This is a genomic window from Yoonia sp. SS1-5 (genome assembly GCF_038443705.2).
GTDB classification, from domain to species: domain Bacteria; phylum Pseudomonadota; class Alphaproteobacteria; order Rhodobacterales; family Rhodobacteraceae; genus Yoonia; species Yoonia rhodophyticola.
Genome location: NZ_CP151767.2, coordinates 3546374 through 3561181 on the forward strand (window position 1 = coordinate 3546374; position 14808 = coordinate 3561181).

The 14808-nt window shown below is 57.7% G+C and carries 14 protein-coding genes and 1 tRNA gene; 5 read left to right on the forward strand and 10 right to left on the reverse strand.

What is annotated here, in order from left to right; all coding sequences use genetic code 11:
• Positions 1-2: 2 nt before the first annotated feature.
• Together AABB31_RS18885 and AABB31_RS18890 are read right to left on the reverse strand one after the other, a co-directional pair.
• Positions 3-1538, reverse strand: coding sequence for an AMP-binding protein (locus tag AABB31_RS18885; RefSeq protein WP_373635150.1), 1536 nt, complete (start codon positions 1536-1538; stop codon positions 3-5).
• A gap of 163 nt (positions 1539-1701) precedes the next feature.
• Positions 1702-2133: a DUF1489 family protein gene (locus AABB31_RS18890; protein ID WP_373635152.1), complete on the reverse strand. Its 432-nt coding sequence runs from the start codon at positions 2131-2133 to the stop codon at positions 1702-1704.
• 203 nt (positions 2134-2336) lie between these two features.
• Between AABB31_RS18890 and AABB31_RS18895 the strand changes: the two genes are divergently transcribed.
• A complete protein-coding gene (locus tag AABB31_RS18895) occupies positions 2337-4619 on the forward strand; it encodes an adenosylcobalamin-dependent ribonucleoside-diphosphate reductase (RefSeq protein WP_342076679.1) in 2283 nt (760 codons plus the stop codon).
• A gap of 123 nt (positions 4620-4742) precedes the next feature.
• Here AABB31_RS18895 and AABB31_RS18900 read toward each other — a convergent pair whose 3' ends face one another.
• Together AABB31_RS18900 and katG are read right to left on the reverse strand one after the other, a co-directional pair.
• Entirely contained in the window at positions 4743-4946 is a 204-nt protein-coding gene (locus AABB31_RS18900) for a helix-turn-helix transcriptional regulator (RefSeq protein WP_342076678.1), read from the reverse strand.
• A 68-nt stretch (positions 4947-5014) separates the two neighbouring features.
• Entirely contained in the window at positions 5015-7192 is a 2178-nt protein-coding gene (gene katG, locus AABB31_RS18905) for a catalase/peroxidase HPI (RefSeq protein ID WP_342078937.1), read from the reverse strand.
• Positions 7193-7308: 116 nt separating this feature from the next.
• Here katG and AABB31_RS18910 point away from each other — a divergent pair, with 116 nt between their 5' ends.
• Positions 7309-8199, forward strand: a complete 891-nt coding sequence (locus AABB31_RS18910; protein WP_342076677.1) for a LysR substrate-binding domain-containing protein — start codon at positions 7309-7311, stop codon at positions 8197-8199.
• A gap of 142 nt (positions 8200-8341) precedes the next feature.
• On the opposite strand, the gene AABB31_RS18915 is transcribed toward AABB31_RS18910, so the two are convergent.
• Positions 8342-8417: transfer RNA gene (locus AABB31_RS18915), tRNA-Ala, on the reverse strand.
• A gap of 104 nt (positions 8418-8521) precedes the next feature.
• Positions 8522-8848 (reverse strand): TIGR02300 family protein, encoded by a 327-nt coding sequence (locus AABB31_RS18920; RefSeq protein ID WP_342076676.1) that lies wholly within the window; start codon positions 8846-8848, stop codon positions 8522-8524.
• A 110-nt stretch (positions 8849-8958) separates the two neighbouring features.
• Between AABB31_RS18920 and AABB31_RS18925 the strand changes: the two genes are divergently transcribed.
• Together AABB31_RS18925 and AABB31_RS18930 are read left to right on the forward strand one after the other, a co-directional pair.
• Complete coding sequence (locus tag AABB31_RS18925) at positions 8959-9648, forward strand: M48 family metallopeptidase (protein WP_373635156.1); 690 nt, start codon at positions 8959-8961, stop codon at positions 9646-9648.
• 32 nt (positions 9649-9680) lie between these two features.
• Complete coding sequence (locus AABB31_RS18930) at positions 9681-10331, forward strand: GntR family transcriptional regulator (RefSeq protein ID WP_342076674.1); 651 nt, start codon at positions 9681-9683, stop codon at positions 10329-10331.
• Between the two features lie 24 nt (positions 10332-10355).
• Here the strand turns inward: AABB31_RS18930 and AABB31_RS18935 are convergent, their stop codons facing one another.
• Entirely contained in the window at positions 10356-11234 is an 879-nt protein-coding gene (locus AABB31_RS18935) for a TerB family tellurite resistance protein (protein ID WP_342076673.1), read from the reverse strand.
• Positions 11235-11441: 207 nt separating this feature from the next.
• Between AABB31_RS18935 and AABB31_RS18940 the strand changes: the two genes are divergently transcribed.
• Positions 11442-12488, forward strand: a complete 1047-nt coding sequence (locus AABB31_RS18940; RefSeq protein ID WP_342076672.1) for a sterol desaturase family protein — start codon at positions 11442-11444, stop codon at positions 12486-12488.
• 24 nt (positions 12489-12512) lie between these two features.
• On the opposite strand, the gene lpdA is transcribed toward AABB31_RS18940, so the two are convergent.
• From lpdA to AABB31_RS18955, 3 genes are all read right to left on the reverse strand, one after another.
• A complete protein-coding gene (lpdA, locus tag AABB31_RS18945) occupies positions 12513-13901 on the reverse strand; it encodes a dihydrolipoyl dehydrogenase (protein WP_373635158.1) in 1389 nt (462 codons plus the stop codon).
• Positions 13902-13964: 63 nt separating this feature from the next.
• Entirely contained in the window at positions 13965-14375 is a 411-nt protein-coding gene (locus AABB31_RS18950) for an MAPEG family protein (protein WP_342076671.1), read from the reverse strand.
• Entirely contained in the window at positions 14372-14710 is a 339-nt protein-coding gene (locus AABB31_RS18955) for a hypothetical protein (RefSeq protein WP_342076670.1), read from the reverse strand. The genes AABB31_RS18950 and AABB31_RS18955 overlap by 4 nt, the downstream gene beginning before the upstream one ends.
• Between the last annotated feature and the right edge of the window lie 98 nt (positions 14711-14808).

Below are 14808 nucleotides of genomic sequence, written 5' to 3' on the forward strand. Positions count from 1 at the left end.
CGTTATTCGGCGGCAATCTTGTCGCGCAGGAACCGGCGCAGGATCTTGCCGGATGCAGATTTCGGGATTTCGTCCACAAACCGTATTTGATGCAGCTGCTTGTAGGAGGCCAGCGTTTTGTCGAAATGCGCCATGATCGCGGTTTCGTCCGGCCCCCCTTCGGCCGCGACGACAAAACCGATGGGCAGCTCGCCTGCTTCCGGGTCGGGCAGACCGATCACGGCGGCATCGGTGATGCCGTCCATACCAACCAGCGTGGCCTCCAGCTCGGCCGGGGCCACCTGAAAGCCCTTGTATTTGATCAGCTCTTTCAGCCGGTCCACAATGAACATGTAACCATCGGCGTCAATCCGGGCGATATCGCCGGTGCGCAGCCAGCCATCATCCACAATGGTTGCGGCGGTGGCTGAGGGATTGTTCAGATAGCCCTGCATCACCTGCGGACCCTTGATCCACAATTCACCTTCCTGTCCGGCAGGCAGATCAGCGCCGGTTTCGATATCGACAATGCGACAATGGGTATTGGGAACAGCCTGCCCGGACCCGCCGGGTTTGTTGGCGGCACCCGGGGTCACGTGTGACACCGGGGCCAGCTCTGTCATGCCGTAGCCCTGCAACGATGTGCAGCCAAGCCGGGCCTCGACCGCATTGGAGAGTTCCGCACCCAATGGCGCCGCGCCGGAAAACACCTGTTCCAGCGCGCTGAGGTCGTAGTCATCCACAATCGGATGCTTGGCAAGCGCCAGTGCGACCGGTGGCACGATCCACATGCGCCGCGACTTGTGATCCTGACTGATTTGCAGGAACAACGGCAGATCAAAACGCGGCAAGGTCACCACGGCCCCACCACCGGCAAGATGCACATTCATCAAAACTGTCATACCATAGATATGGAAGAACGGCAGAAAGCCTGCCGCAACCTCGCCTTTCCGAAAGCCCCCCGCAGCGATGATCTGATCGCAATTGGCCACAAGGTTGCGGTGCGATAACATGACGCCCTTGGGCAGCCCGGTCGTGCCTGACGAGTATGGCAGCACAACCGTATGCTTATCGAGGTCAACGGGAACCTGTGCGTTGATGGGATCACCCATGAGGCCCAGAAACTCAGGTGAGCCGATTGCGATCACGCCGATATCACCGGCGGCTTCCTGTGCCGTGCCCACAAAATCGGGAATGGTGATCAGCAACTCGGCTTGCGAGTCCGCCAGCTGATGTTTGATCTCGGGGGCGGTGTAGGTTGGGTTCAGTGTCGTGATTGTTCCCCCAGCCCAGGCCACCGCATGGAAAATCACACAATATTCCGGGATGTTCGGGGCCATCAGCGCAACAGTATGCCCTGCACCGAACCCCGCCTGGGTCAGACCGCCCGCCAACCGCTTGACCTGATCCATGAAAGCCGCAGTCGTCATCGTGCGCCCTGTGGGGCCGTCCGTCAGGACAACGTCGTCGGGGCGGTCAATCAATCCTGCAAAAACCCGTTCGGTGATGGACTGATCGGTAAGTGGGACGTCGGCGAACGCGCTGCTGAATATGGTCATGGGGGATCCTCCTGTCGGGCGAACATGGCACAACGGGTGGCAACCTGCCTAGGGTCGGACACGACTAATTCCGCGACGCCTGTGCAGATTTCATGAAGTATCAGTCAAACTGGGGGCCCGGTCTGCGTGGGTCATGCCCCTTACGTCATCCGACAGGTCTGCTTTAGCGGACGCCGATAGCGGCCAGCGCCTTGCTGAGTTCGGGGGGCAGGGCCTCTTCGCTTTGTCGGCCTTGGGGCAAATCGGCAGGTGCGTCGTCCACGCTCAGATATCGCCAGCCCTGAAAGGCGCGTTTTGGTGTCGCCGCAACCCTGATCAATCCGGGTTTGCAGCAGATGGCGCAGCGCCGGATGCCATCGGCCCCGATATATTCGTCAAGCCGCAAAACGGGTTGCCTGCACAGGATGACGCCCTTGATGACCCAGAAAATCGAGCCCCCGTTGACAATCTCGTCGCCGCGTTTCGGCCACATCCGGGTGATGTGACGAGGCAGGCCGTCATCCGACTGCGCCCGCTTTGTCGATTGCCAGGCGGCCAGGCCTGCGACGTCTTCGGTGCCGACGGAAAGTTTGAGCAGATGAACGGTCTTGGTCATTTATCGTTTATCCCCCCCCGGATTATGATAACAAATAGGCCTGCCTGGTCGATATTCAACGTGATCAGGGGTATCGGTGTATATGGTGGTTTTCTTGAGTTCAACCACCATATATGGTAAGTATGGCCGTCAATCTAACATCCTGGCGGTCTGAATATCAGGGCTTTCCGCGAATCCCTCATGTGAAAAGGACGACATTCCTCATGTCTCGTTTCTCTGCCCCAATTGCTGAACAAATCTGGGATATGAAATACCGGTTCAAAGAGGCTGATGGCACGCCGATTGACGAAACGGTTGAGGATACCTGGCGCCGGATCGCACGCGCATTGGCCGCGGTCGAGAGTGACCCGGCCGCCTGGGAGGATCGGTTTTACGACGCTTTGGCCGATTTCAAATACCTGCCCGCTGGCCGGATCACCGCAGGTGCGGGCACTGCCCGCTCGGTCACCTTGTTCAACTGCTTTGTCATGGGAACGGTGCCTGACAGTATGGGTGGTATCTTTGATATGCTCAAAGAGGCGGCGCTGACCATGCAGCAGGGTGGCGGGATCGGCTATGATTTCTCGACCATTCGTCCCAAGGGCGCGGGTGTCAAAGGCGTGGCAGCGGATGCATCCGGCCCGCTGTCGTTCATGGATGTCTGGGATGCGATGTGCCGCACGATCATGTCCGCGGGATCCCGCAGGGGTGCGATGATGGCAACAATGCGCTGTGACCATCCGGATATCGAGGCGTTCATCACGGCCAAGTCCGATCCGGCCCGTCTGCGTATGTTCAACATGTCGGTACTGGTGACGGACCCATTCATGGATGCGGTCAAGGCGGACGGGCCGTGGGATCTTGTCTTTGATGGCGAAACCTATCGCACCGTGCAGGCTCGCGATCTGTGGGATGCGATCATGCGGTCAACCTATGACTATGCCGAACCGGGTGTGATCTTTATCGACCGTATCAACCAGATGAACAATCTGAGTTACTGCGAGACAATTGCTGCAACCAACCCATGTGGTGAGCAGCCGCTGCCGCCTTATGGCGCCTGCCTGCTTGGCTCGATCAATCTGGCCCGTCTTGTGACGGACCCGTTTGGGGATGCGGCTGCGCTGGACGATGACGCGCTGACAGAACTGGTCGCCACAGCCGTACGGATGATGGATAATGTGGTCGACGCATCCCGTTTTCCATTGGCGGCGCAGCAGGCCGAAGCGCAGGCAAAGCGCCGCATCGGGCTGGGCATTACCGGACTGGCGGATGCGCTGCTGATGGTCGGTCTGCGCTATGGCTCGGAGGAGGCGGCGCGTCAGACCGATCGCTGGATGCACGCTATCGCCCGCGCCGCTTATCTGGCCTCTGCGAGCCTGGCGAGCGAGAAAGGCGCTTTCCCGCTGTTTGATGCTGACGCGTTCCTGGCGAGCGGCGCAATGCAAGACATGGATGAGGACGTAAAAGATGCTATCCGTCAAAAAGGCATACGAAATGCGTTGCTGACGTCAATCGCGCCAACCGGTACGATCAGCTTGTATGCAGGCAACGTCTCTTCCGGAATCGAGCCCGTGTTTGCCTATGCCTACACCCGAAAGGTTTTGCAAAAGGATGGATCGCGGACCGAGGAAGAGGTTGTCGACTATGCCGTCCAGCTGTGGCGTGATTTGAAAGGGGACGCGCCCCTGCCAGATTATTTTGTCAACGCGCAGACGTTGGCGCCGCTTGATCATGTGCGTATGCAGGCGGCCGCGCAGAAATGGATCGACAGTTCGATCTCCAAAACAATTAACTGCCCTGAAGACATCAGCTTTGAAGACTTCAAGGAAGTATACATGGCAGCCTGGGATCAGGGCTGTAAGGGCTGCACCACGTATCGTCCGAATGATGTGACCGGATCCGTTTTGTCAGTGTCAGAGGAGGCCTCGCCATCAGAGGTTCCCGATCAGGTCCGGGACGGCGACGAAGGTGCTGAGGTGGTCTATATGTCCGAACCGCTGGATCGGCCACAGGAGCTGGACGGGGCGACCTACAAGCTGAAATGGCCTGATTCAGAGCATGCCATTTACATCACTGTAAATGATCTGGTGATTGCTGGACACAGGCGCCCATTCGAGGTGTTCATCAATTCCAAGAATATGGAGCATTTTGCCTGGACCGTCGCGCTGACCCGGATGATTTCCGCGGTCTTTCGGCGCGGTGGTGACGTGTCGTTTGTGGTGGAGGAACTCAAGGCGGTGTTCGACCCGCGCGGCGGTGCGTGGATGCAGGGCAAGTATGTGCCATCAATCCTCGCCGCAATTGGTGGGGTGATTGAAAAGCACATGATCTCCACCGGATTTCTGGCGGGTGAAGGGATGGGGCTGAAGGCCGATCCGCAGGCGGATGTTGTTGCGATCAACGGTGGACAGCGCGGCAAAGCATGCACCTCGTGTGGGGCATATGAGTTGCGGATGATCGAAGGCTGTATGACATGCGCGTCATGCGGTTATTCGAAGTGTGGGTAAGGACGAGTAAATTTGCTGTAGATGAAAAAAGTCACCCGACATCGCCATTTGGGTCACGAAACGGCCTATGCTTCAAACTTCATTGGCTGCGATGAAGCAATAAAATAGCTTTAATTCAATGGACTAGTCTTTGCGAAGTAGGCCTTCAATCTCGGAGACAACCGCAGTCATCGTGGTCCCGAGACCGTCGCTGAGCCCATTTATCGCATCGAGCGTCGGTTGGTGCTTTTGCCTCTCTAGACGAGAGATGTAACGCATCGAAACACCAGCCCTGTGTGCAAGTTCCTTTTGGGTTAGCCCAAGCGCGGTCCGGTGAACTGGAAACAATATGTCAGGGCATATTCAGCCAATGAAACGGCCGGGCGAGCGTTCGCGCTGCCCGGCCGCTTGGTCATTTAGTCAAGCAGGTCGAACCGATCCGCGTTCATCACCTTGGTCCATGCGGCGACGAAATCCCGCACGAATTTTTCGGCGTTGTCGTCTTGTGCGTAGACTTCTGCATAGGCGCGCAGGATCGAGTTGGATCCAAATACAAGATCCGCACTTGTCGCCGTGAATTTTATGGCGCCAGATTTGCGGTCGCGGATTTCATACGTGCCGTCCGATACCGGATGCCAGCTATAGGCCATGTCGGTCAGGTTCACGAAGAAATCTGACGTCAGCTGACCCTTGCGGTCGGTAAAGACGCCATGGTCCGCATCACCATGGTTGGTCCCCATGACCCGCATACCGCCCAGCAGAACAGTCATTTCTGCCGCAGTCAGCCCCATCAGTTGCGCCCGATCCAGAAGCATTTCCTCGGCACTGACGGCATAGTCTTTCTTGACCCAATTGCGGAAACCATCTGCAAACGGTTCGAGCACATCAAAGGACGCAGCGTCGGTCATCTCGTCCGTGGCATCACCCCGACCGGGGGTGAACGGCACCGCGATGTCGTGACCACCGGCCTTGATTGCCTGCTCCAGCCCGACATTGCCGGCAAGCACGATCACATCAGCAACGGATGCCCCGGTTTCCGCCGCGATGGGTTCCAGAATGCCCAGGACCTTTGCCAGACGCTGCGGCTCATTCCCGGCCCAGTCTTTTTGCGGCGCCAGCCGGATCCGGGCGCCATTTGCCCCGCCGCGCTTGTCCGAACCACGGTAGGTCCGCGCGCTGTCCCACGCGGTTGCGATCATGTCAGACGCGGACAGGCCGCTATCGGCGATCTTTGCCTTGACTGCCGCCACATCATAAGACGTGTTGCCTGCGGGCACAGGATCTTGCCAGATCAGGTCTTCGGCAGGAACGTCGTTGCCCATATAGTTGGTCTTTGGACCCATATCCCGGTGCGTCAGCTTGAACCAGGCCCGGGCGAATGTATCGGCAAAGTAGTCGGGATCGGCCATGAATTTCTGGCAAATCTCGTTGTAGATCGGGTCAACCTTCATCGCCATATCGGCATCGGTCATCATCGGTGTCTTGTGGACCGCCGGGTTGCTGGCATCCACGGGCTTTTGGTCATCGGGCATGTTCACGGGCGCCCATTGGTTTGCACCAGCCGGAGACTTCGTCAATTCCCAATCATAGTTGAACAGGTAATCGAAATACCCCATGTCCCACTTCGTGGGCTCTTTGGTCCAGGCCCCTTCAATCCCGGAGGTAAAGGCATTTGCTGCCTTGCCCTGATGGTCGGCATTGGCCCAACCGAAACCTTGCTGCTCTAACGCTGCGGCCTCTGGCTCCACGCCGATATCGTCGCCGGCGACCCCACCATGGGCCTTGCCCACCGTATGACCACCACATGTAAGCGCGGCAGTCTCTTCGTCATTCATCGCCATGCGCGCAAATGTCTCGCGGACATGTAGCGCGGTACGGGCCGGGTCAGGCTGACCATTCACACCCTCGGGGTTCACATAGATCAGGCCCATATGCACGGCGGCCAGCGGGTTTTCCATGGTTGATGGGTTGTCCAGATCGCCGTAACGCTGCTCGCTTGGGGCGAGCCATTCGGTTTCTGATCCCCAATAGACGTCCGTTTCCGGCGCCCAGATATCCTCGCGGCCAAAGCTAAAGCCAAAGGTCTTCAGGCCCATGGATTCGTAGGCCATGTTCCCGGCCAGAATGATCAGGTCAGCCCAGCTGAGCGCATTGCCGTATTTTTTCTTGGCAGGCCACAGCAGACGACGGGCCTTATCAAGGCTTGCATTGTCCGGCCATGAATTAAGGGGCGCAAAGCGGATATTGCCGGAACCGGCGCCGCCACGGCCATCCTGCATCCGGTAGGACCCGGCAGAGTGCCATGCCAACCGGATCATCAGACCCCCATAATGGCCCCAATCTGCAGGCCACCATTCCTGGCTTTCGACCATCAACGCTTTAACGTCGGCCTTTACCGCGTCATAGTCCAGCGCTTTGACCGCCTCACGGTGATCATAATCCGCATCCATCGGGTTCGTGCGCGCGCCATGCTGATGCAGAATGTCGATATTCAGGGCGTTGGGCCACCATTTGGTCACCGGCTTGTCGTTGCCGGTATTGCCACCATGCATGACGGGGCAACCGCCTGTTGGTTTTACGTCATTTCCGTCCATGAAAATCTCCATCTGCTGAAAAGGGGGTCGGGATCATCCGACATCTGCGCTGCGTTTACCAAACAGGAAACAATGAATCTAATTGAATGTTCTAACCGGTTTGATAGTTTTTTGTTATGATCGGTCTGACCTTGAAGCAATTGCAGTATTTCGACGCTCTGGCCCGCCATAAACATTTTGGCCGGGCGGCGGAGGCCTGCGCAATTTCACAACCAGCCCTGTCCGTGCAGATCAAAGAGCTTGAGGGGATCGCTGGCGCGCCCTTGGTCGAACGCGCCACGCGACAGATCAGATTAACGGCGTTGGGACAGGCTTTCTTGGACCGGGCGCGCACCGTGTTGCTGAATGTGGGCGAGTTGGAAGAACTGATGCGGGCCTCCAAAGGCCCGTTGGCGGGCCGATTGCGCCTGGGGATCATTCCAACCGTTGCACCCTATCTTTTGCCTGGGATCATGACCGCGCTCACCGACCGGTTCCCGGATCTTGATCTGGAGGTCCGCGAGACCGTGACCCAATCATTGATCAACGAACTGTCTGCCGCACATCTTGATCTGGCAGTCGTGGCGCTGCCGATGTCCGAGCCGTCCTTGCAGGAATTTGCCCTTTTTGACGAAAACTTCGTTCTTGTGCGCCCCTGCAAGGATCAGAATAAACCCGTTCCCGCACCGCAAAGCCTGGCCATGATGGAACTTTTGTTGCTGGAAGAAGGCCACTGCTTTCGGGACCAGGCGTTGTCGTTCTGCGCCCTGAACGGCAGCCCGGCCAAACGAATTATGGAAGGGAGTTCGCTGACCACGCTGGTGCAGATGGTCAGCGCGGGCATGGGTGTCACGCTCATTCCGGAAATGGCTGTCCCTATCGAGACGCGCTCGGCCGATGTGGCAATCGCGCGTTTCCCGGCCCCCGCGCCCTCGCGCACGATCGGCATGGTCTGGCGCAAGACAAATCCGCTCTATGAACAACTCATGGAAGTCGGTGCAATCGTACGTGGTGCAGCCCGACGCTAGAGTTGGGGCGGAATGGTTTTATGATAAGGGCTGCAGCAAAGTCCGGTCGATGAAACTTGCGGCTGACGGACTAGCGCAGATTTCGCACGGAACGCAATCACTGCCCAAGCGCAAAATCACGGTGAATGGCGTAAAAGCAGGATGGTGGAGCCTAGGGGAGTCGAACCCCTGACCTCTTGCATGCCATGCAAGCGCTCTCCCAACTGAGCTAAGGCCCCATCTTTGGCGAAACACTTCGCCGGGATGCAGATCAAACTGCGTGATGCTGTCTAGGCAGCAGGTCAGGCGAGATCAAGTAAAAATCGCGCCTGCCAATCGTAATTTAGCTATCGTCTTCATTGGTTGCGACGTCGGCCAGTTCGTCAAGCGAGACTGTGTCATCGTCGTCGTCATCTTCCAGAACGTCGTCACCAAGATCGACATCTTCGTCGTCGTCATCATCGAGGACCAGATCGTCTTCTTCCTCGGCCTCTTTCATTTTCTTGGTTTGGGCGTCCTCTGCATCGGCAACCATTGTCCGGGTTTTGGAGGTGTCCACTGTCACTTCGTTGCCGGTATAGGGGCTGATGATCGGCGTCGCGTTCAGGTCGTAAAAGCGCTTGCCGGTCTCAGGGCAAAGACGCTTGGTGCCCCATTCTTCCTTTGGCATTGGCAATCCCTTCGAATCTTGCTTGGCCCCTTGCGGGGTATCGCTGCCAACTGCCATAAGCCGCATGGGCTGTCAAAGGCTTTGGCAGTGTTAAAAGATGAAAGTTGGATATGGGCCGTCACACGCTTGAAGGCAACCCCCCGATTGATGTGATCCTGCGCCGATCTGCCCGCGCTAAAAGGATGTCGTTGCGTCTGTCCCGGCTTGACGGCCGGGTGATCCTGACGCTGCCGCCGCATGCGCGGGATCGCGAGGGGGTAGCCTTTCTGTCCGAGCGCGAGGCGTGGCTGCGCGAACATCTTGCGGATGTGGCGCCTGTAATCCCCGTTGGACTGGGTGGTGATGTCATGTTCGAGGGGCGATCCCACCCGATCATCGCTGCGACATCGGGCCGGGCGCGGCTTGAGGCGGGCAATTTTCTGGTGACAGATCCCGCGCGTGCGGCGACTCAGGTAAAGGCGATCCTGCGCATAGCGGCGCGTGACCGGTTGGCAGCGGCATCCGATGCGTATGCGACACAGCTCGGGCGGCAATATGCCAGATTATCGTTGCGCGATACGCGGTCGCGCTGGGGGTCGTGTTCCAGTGCAGGGGTCTTGATGTATTCGTGGCGTCTGATCATGGCGCCGCCCGAAATCCTGAACTATGTGGCGGCACATGAGGTGGCGCATCTGGTGGAAATGAACCATTCCGATGCGTTCTGGGCGGTGGTTGCAGGGCTTGATCCGGACTACCAGCCCAAGCGTCGCTGGCTGCGCGAGAATGGCGATCAATTGCACCGATATCAGTTTGATGATTGACCGGCGGTGCCGCGCCAATCAAAACTTCACCCATGATGATACAACCGCGCCCTATTGATCCATCGACCGCGGCGCATGAGCGCGTCTATCGCGCGTTACGCACCCGGATCATGCATGGCGAAATTGGCCCCGGCGAGGCGTTGACCCTGCGCGGTATTGGCAAGACCTATGATGTGTCCATGACCCCGGCGCGCGAAGCAGTGCGCAGGTTAGTCGCAGAAGGGGCGTTGTTCCTGTCATCCTCGGGCCGGGTATCAACGCCAGCCCTGTCAAACGAGCGTATCGAGGAGCTGGCGACCCTGCGCGCCTTGCTCGAGCCCGAGCTTGCGTCACGTGCGCTGCCGCGTGCCCACTTTGCGCTGATCGAACGGTTGGAGACGATAAATCAGGGCGTCAGCCAGATGGTGGCGCGGCATGACGCGTCGGGCTTCATCCGCATGAACCTGGAATTTCACCGCACATTGTATCTGCGCGCGCAGGCGCCGGCGATGCTGGCGATCACTGAAACCGTCTGGCTGCAACTTGGGCCAACCATGCGCGCCCTCTACGGCCGATTGAACAGGAAAGAGCCGCCGGCCCATCACAAGTTGATCCTGTCTGCATTGAAGGCAGGGGATGAACCGGGCTTGCGCCTGGCGGTTCGCGGCGATTCAACCCAAGGCCTGCGCATGCTGCGTGGTTAAGGAATTGCGGTCTATCCCCATGGTTCAGACGGGATTGGCTTCCATGTCTTCAAATGCCTGGTAGAGCACCCGACGGAAATCTTCGGCAGGAATGCCAAGACCATGCGCAAGCTCAGTCGCAAACTTATGCTCGCTGGGAAGCATGCGGCCCCCCGCCATGGTGATATAAAGCACGGCCTGCAGCATGACGTCCTTCTCGCGGTCACGCAGTCCCTTGCCAAAGTTGATATAGTCCTGCGGCGTAAGGTTCAGATGCACCCGGTCCGCCAGACGCACGATCTCGGCATCGGCAAACTTGCGCCGCGTCAGCCGGTCCATCGTGCGGCCGATCAGCCTGACTTCGCGGGATGATACCAGCCCGTCGCATTTGGCCGCATGGCAAAGGGCGGACATGATGCTATGCGCCGCTTTTTTCCGCAGCGGGCTGCTGGGGTTCAATCCGAACAATGCCTTCAAACCGCGCCAGATGAGCCAGAACAGGATCAGAGCAGCGCCGATCAGAACGCCATAGGTCTGCGCATTGCGCTGCAGCGTGTTGCCTGCAATCGGCGGAATGTCCTGCGATACCAGATTGAGCGACTGGGCGGTTGTCATCTGTTCGGTGCTGAACGATCTGATCTCGGGGCCAGCGCATTCGTTGCTTGCCAGCACATAAGCCAGAATATCATTGGTGATCGGATAGTCGAATATGGTGATCCCGCGTGTCTGATGGCAAAGCGCCATCATGGTCCCGTCATTGCCCGGGATTTTTGTCATATCGACAAATTCAAGGTCTTCCTGAATAAGCCCTGACAGCGTTGTCGCCAGAAAATTCGGATCTGCATCCTGCACAGGCGTACCCTGCGCATGCAAAACACTTGCATACGTCCAGATGACGGTGAACGCGATTAAGAACTTATTCATAGGTATCTTCAAAAAAACACTCGGTATGAGAGGGTTAAATGCAGTAATTGTGGCGTATATGTGTTCGTTTGTGACTATGTCTGAGGCATTTTCCCAACTTGCATGAATGCGCAATTGTGAGAGCCGCGCCCCAATTGCGCTGAATTCTTGCCATAGTGTTGCGTATATAGAGACACCATCAGTGTTTCGCAGATATAGTTTGAGAAAATGGAAACAGTCACGCAGTTCTTCTCGGGATTATACCAGACTGTTGCGAAACAGTTCTGGTCGTTGATGGACACCCCGTTTGATCCCAGCAATCGGCTGTTCTGGCTCTATCTGATTTCTGCGATCTTCTTCAGCTACTGGGTCTATTACAGCGCAAGCCGCACCAATGATGGTGAGCCGCGCAGCCTGAAAGGCTTTGCCAGCTTCGTGTTCCCCACATCCGTGTGGCGGCATCCCTCCGCCTGGCTCGATCTGCGGTTTTTCCTCGTCAATCAGTTCACGGGCAAGCTGCTCTATGTCGGGCTGACGGGGGTCAGCCTGGGCTTTGTCTTTTATTGGATCACGGGCGGCCTTAGCCTTGTTGACGCGGTCACCAACGCGACAATGCCGACCTGGGGCGATGTTTTCATCTCGATCATTTACATGTTTGTGGTGATCGGACTGACGGATTTCACCGCCTTCTATATCCATTATCTGCAACACAAAATTCCGATCCTGTGGGAATTCCACAAGGTGCATCACAGCCCCGAGGTGATGCATCCGCTGTCAAACTTCCGCGAACACCCGTTTGACAACGTGGTGTATGCGCTGGGGATCGGCGCGGTATACGGGCTTGTCATTGGCGGGGTGCATGTCTGGCTGGGTTACCTGCCGAGCATGCCAGCGGTTCTGGGTGTGCCGCTGTTGTTGTTCCTGTTCAATATTGGTGGATATCACCTGCGGCATTCGCATGTCTGGCTGCGCTGGCCGGGCATATGGTCGATGGTTTTCCCATCACCCGCGCATCACCACGTTCACCACAGCTCGCACCCGGATCATCTGGACAAGAATTTTGCATTCTTGTTTCCGCTTTGGGACGTGCTGTTCAAAACCTACCACATGCCGCAAGACAATCGGGACGTGAAATTCGGAATCTACGGGATGGAGGACACCGAATATACGTCAATCTCGCGACTGTATTTCCTGCCCTTCCGCAACATCTATCGCCGCCTGCGCCGCGCATCGACAGAGACGGAAAAGCCCGCACCCAGCCGCGACCAGGTCTAGCTGGGTTTGAGCTGATACCGCCTATCAGGCGTGAATGGCACCGTCACCGCAGGCTAAGGCCGCTTCGCGGACCGCCTCGGAATAGGTCGGATGCGCGTGGCAGGTCCGGGCGAGGTCTTCGGCGGCCGCGCCAAATTCCATCGCGACGCAGATTTCATGGATCAGGTCGCCCGCCATTGGCCCAATGATATGGGCGCCAAGAATGCGGTCTGTCGTCGCGTCCACAAGGATCTTGACGAAACCTTCGCCCGAAAAATTGGCCTTGGCGCGGGCGTTGCCCATGAACGGGAACTTGCCGACCTTATAGGCGCGCCCTTGCTCTTTCAGGGTCTCCTCGGTCTCGCCGACGCTGCCAACCTCGGGGTGGGTGTAGATCACGCCGGGGATCACGCCGTAATTGACATGCGGGTGCTGTCCGGCAATGCCTTCGGCAACGGCCATGCCTTCGTCTTCGGCCTTATGTGCCAGCATGGGGCCGTCAATCGCATCGCCGATGGCATAAATGCCCGACACATTGGTCGCATACCGCGCATCGGTTTTGATCTGGCCGCGATCGCTCATTTCGACACCCAGCGCATCAAGGCCGAGGCCGTCGGTAAACGGCTTGCGTCCGGTCGCGACCAGGACGGTATCCGCGACCAGCGTATGCTCACTTTCGTCCTTGCGCAGCTGATAGGTGACGGTGGCTTTGTTGGATTTGACGGTGACACCCTGAACAGCGGCCCCAAGCGTGAATTTCAGCCCCTGCTTGGTCAACATCTTCTGAAACTGCCGTGCGATTTCCGCGTCCATGCCGGGGGTGATCCCATCGAGATATTCGATGACGGTCACATCCGATCCCAACCGTGCATAGACAGACCCAAGTTCCAGCCCGATCACACCGGCGCCGATCACCGCAAGCGTTTTGGGGATCTTTCCCAGTTCAAGCGCCCCGGTGGAGGTCACGACAGTCTTTTCATCAATCTCAACCCCGGGGAGGGAGGACGGCTCTGACCCGGATGCAATGATGATGTGCTTGGCCTCGTGCACATCGTCGCCAACCTTGACCTTGCCGGCCTCGGGGATGGATCCCCAGCCTTTAAGCCAGTCGATCTTGTTTTTCTTGAACAGAAATTCGATGCCGCTGGTATTCTGGCCGATTGTCTTGTCCTTGTAGGCTAGCATCTGTTTCCAATCGACCGATTGTGCTTTGCCTTTCAGCCCCATTTCCGCAAAATTGTGCTGCGCCTCATGCAGCATATGGCTTGCATGCAGCATGGCTTTGGACGGGATGCAGCCAACGTTCAGACAGGTGCCACCCAGCGTTTCACGCCCCTCGACGCAGGCGACTTTCATGCCAAGCTGCGCGCAGCGGATGGCGCAAACATAGCCACCGGGGCCGGCACCGATTACGATGACATCATAGCTGGACATGGGGTCTCCTTTGGTCTGCATATTTGGCAGGTGGGTCTATGCACCATGCCCGGTTTTGGGGTGTTAGATCAGGGCCGACAGTAGCATGAGCATTGTCGAGAGGAACCCCACAAACCAGATCAGCGAACGCCATGGCGCCCAGCCGAAATAATAGGCGGGGATATAGAGGATACGCGCGGCCAGATAGGTCCAAGCACAGGCAGCCGTCAGCCCGGTATTCTTGTCGCCAAGGCTGATCACGACGACGGCGATGGTAAACAGGATCAATGCCTCGAAATGGTTGTTCATCGCCCGGATCAGGCGCCCGGTCTTGTCGCTGACCTGTTCGATGAGCGGCTTGCCCAATCGGCTGGTATCGCGTGGCGACAGGGTTTTCCCGACCCCGACCTCCAGATTGGTGGGGATGGCCATCAGGGTGAATTGAAGTCCCTGCAAGAGCGCTGCAAGGCAAAGCACGGTAAGTTCGGGGGTCATGGCGCGCGCAACTCCTGTTTAAGGACGAGATAAGACAGAATGGCCGCGCCGATTGCAAACGCAATACCCACCAGCGTTGCGAGCAGTGCAAAGCTACCTGTGGGTGTCCACGCTGCGATCAACATAGGCGTGCTGGTAAAGAGAAACTGCATGCCCAAGAGCCATACCACTGCGCCAGAGCGAAGCAACATTGCAAGACAACAGATCGCAAGCGATATTGGCCCGGTCATAACCGAAAACTGAGCGATCCACAGTGTCGTGCCTGCCGCATTGGCTGTTAGTTGCGGGATCTGATCCCACACGAACTGCGTCGCACGCGCGGCCCCGATGATCATCAAGGAGAGACAAACCCGGTAGACCCATTTGGAAACGGCTGTGCGGCGGCTGATATGTTCAGACAAGGATGTGTCCTCGTTTTGATGCGGGTGGCGCT

What these genes read in the sequence shown, in the direction of transcription:
- AABB31_RS18935 (WP_342076673.1), bottom strand. Translation starts at nt 11,234, where the DNA reads ATGAATAAGTTCTTAATCGCGTTCACCGTCATCTGGACGTATGCAAGT.
- AABB31_RS18890 (WP_373635152.1), bottom strand. Translation starts at nt 2,133, where the DNA reads ATGACCAAGACCGTTCATCTGCTCAAACTTTCCGTCGGCACCGAAGAC.
- AABB31_RS18895 (WP_342076679.1), top strand. Translation starts at nt 2,337, where the DNA reads ATGTCTCGTTTCTCTGCCCCAATTGCTGAACAAATCTGGGATATGAAA.
- lpdA (WP_373635158.1), bottom strand. Translation starts at nt 13,901, where the DNA reads ATGTCCAGCTATGATGTCATCGTAATCGGTGCCGGCCCCGGTGGCTAT.
- katG (WP_342078937.1), bottom strand. Translation starts at nt 7,192, where the DNA reads ATGGACGGAAATGACGTAAAACCAACAGGCGGTTGCCCCGTCATGCAT.
- AABB31_RS18925 (WP_373635156.1), top strand. Translation starts at nt 8,959, where the DNA reads ATGGGCCGTCACACGCTTGAAGGCAACCCCCCGATTGATGTGATCCTG.
- AABB31_RS18955 (WP_342076670.1), bottom strand. Translation starts at nt 14,710, where the DNA reads ATGATCATCGGGGCCGCGCGTGCGACGCAGTTCGTGTGGGATCAGATC.
- AABB31_RS18950 (WP_342076671.1), bottom strand. Translation starts at nt 14,375, where the DNA reads ATGACCCCCGAACTTACCGTGCTTTGCCTTGCAGCGCTCTTGCAGGGA.
- AABB31_RS18940 (WP_342076672.1), top strand. Translation starts at nt 11,442, where the DNA reads ATGGAAACAGTCACGCAGTTCTTCTCGGGATTATACCAGACTGTTGCG.
- AABB31_RS18910 (WP_342076677.1), top strand. Translation starts at nt 7,309, where the DNA reads ATGATCGGTCTGACCTTGAAGCAATTGCAGTATTTCGACGCTCTGGCC.
- AABB31_RS18930 (WP_342076674.1), top strand. Translation starts at nt 9,681, where the DNA reads ATGATGATACAACCGCGCCCTATTGATCCATCGACCGCGGCGCATGAG.
- AABB31_RS18920 (WP_342076676.1), bottom strand. Translation starts at nt 8,848, where the DNA reads ATGCCAAAGGAAGAATGGGGCACCAAGCGTCTTTGCCCTGAGACCGGC.
- AABB31_RS18885 (WP_373635150.1), bottom strand. Translation starts at nt 1,538, where the DNA reads ATGACCATATTCAGCAGCGCGTTCGCCGACGTCCCACTTACCGATCAG.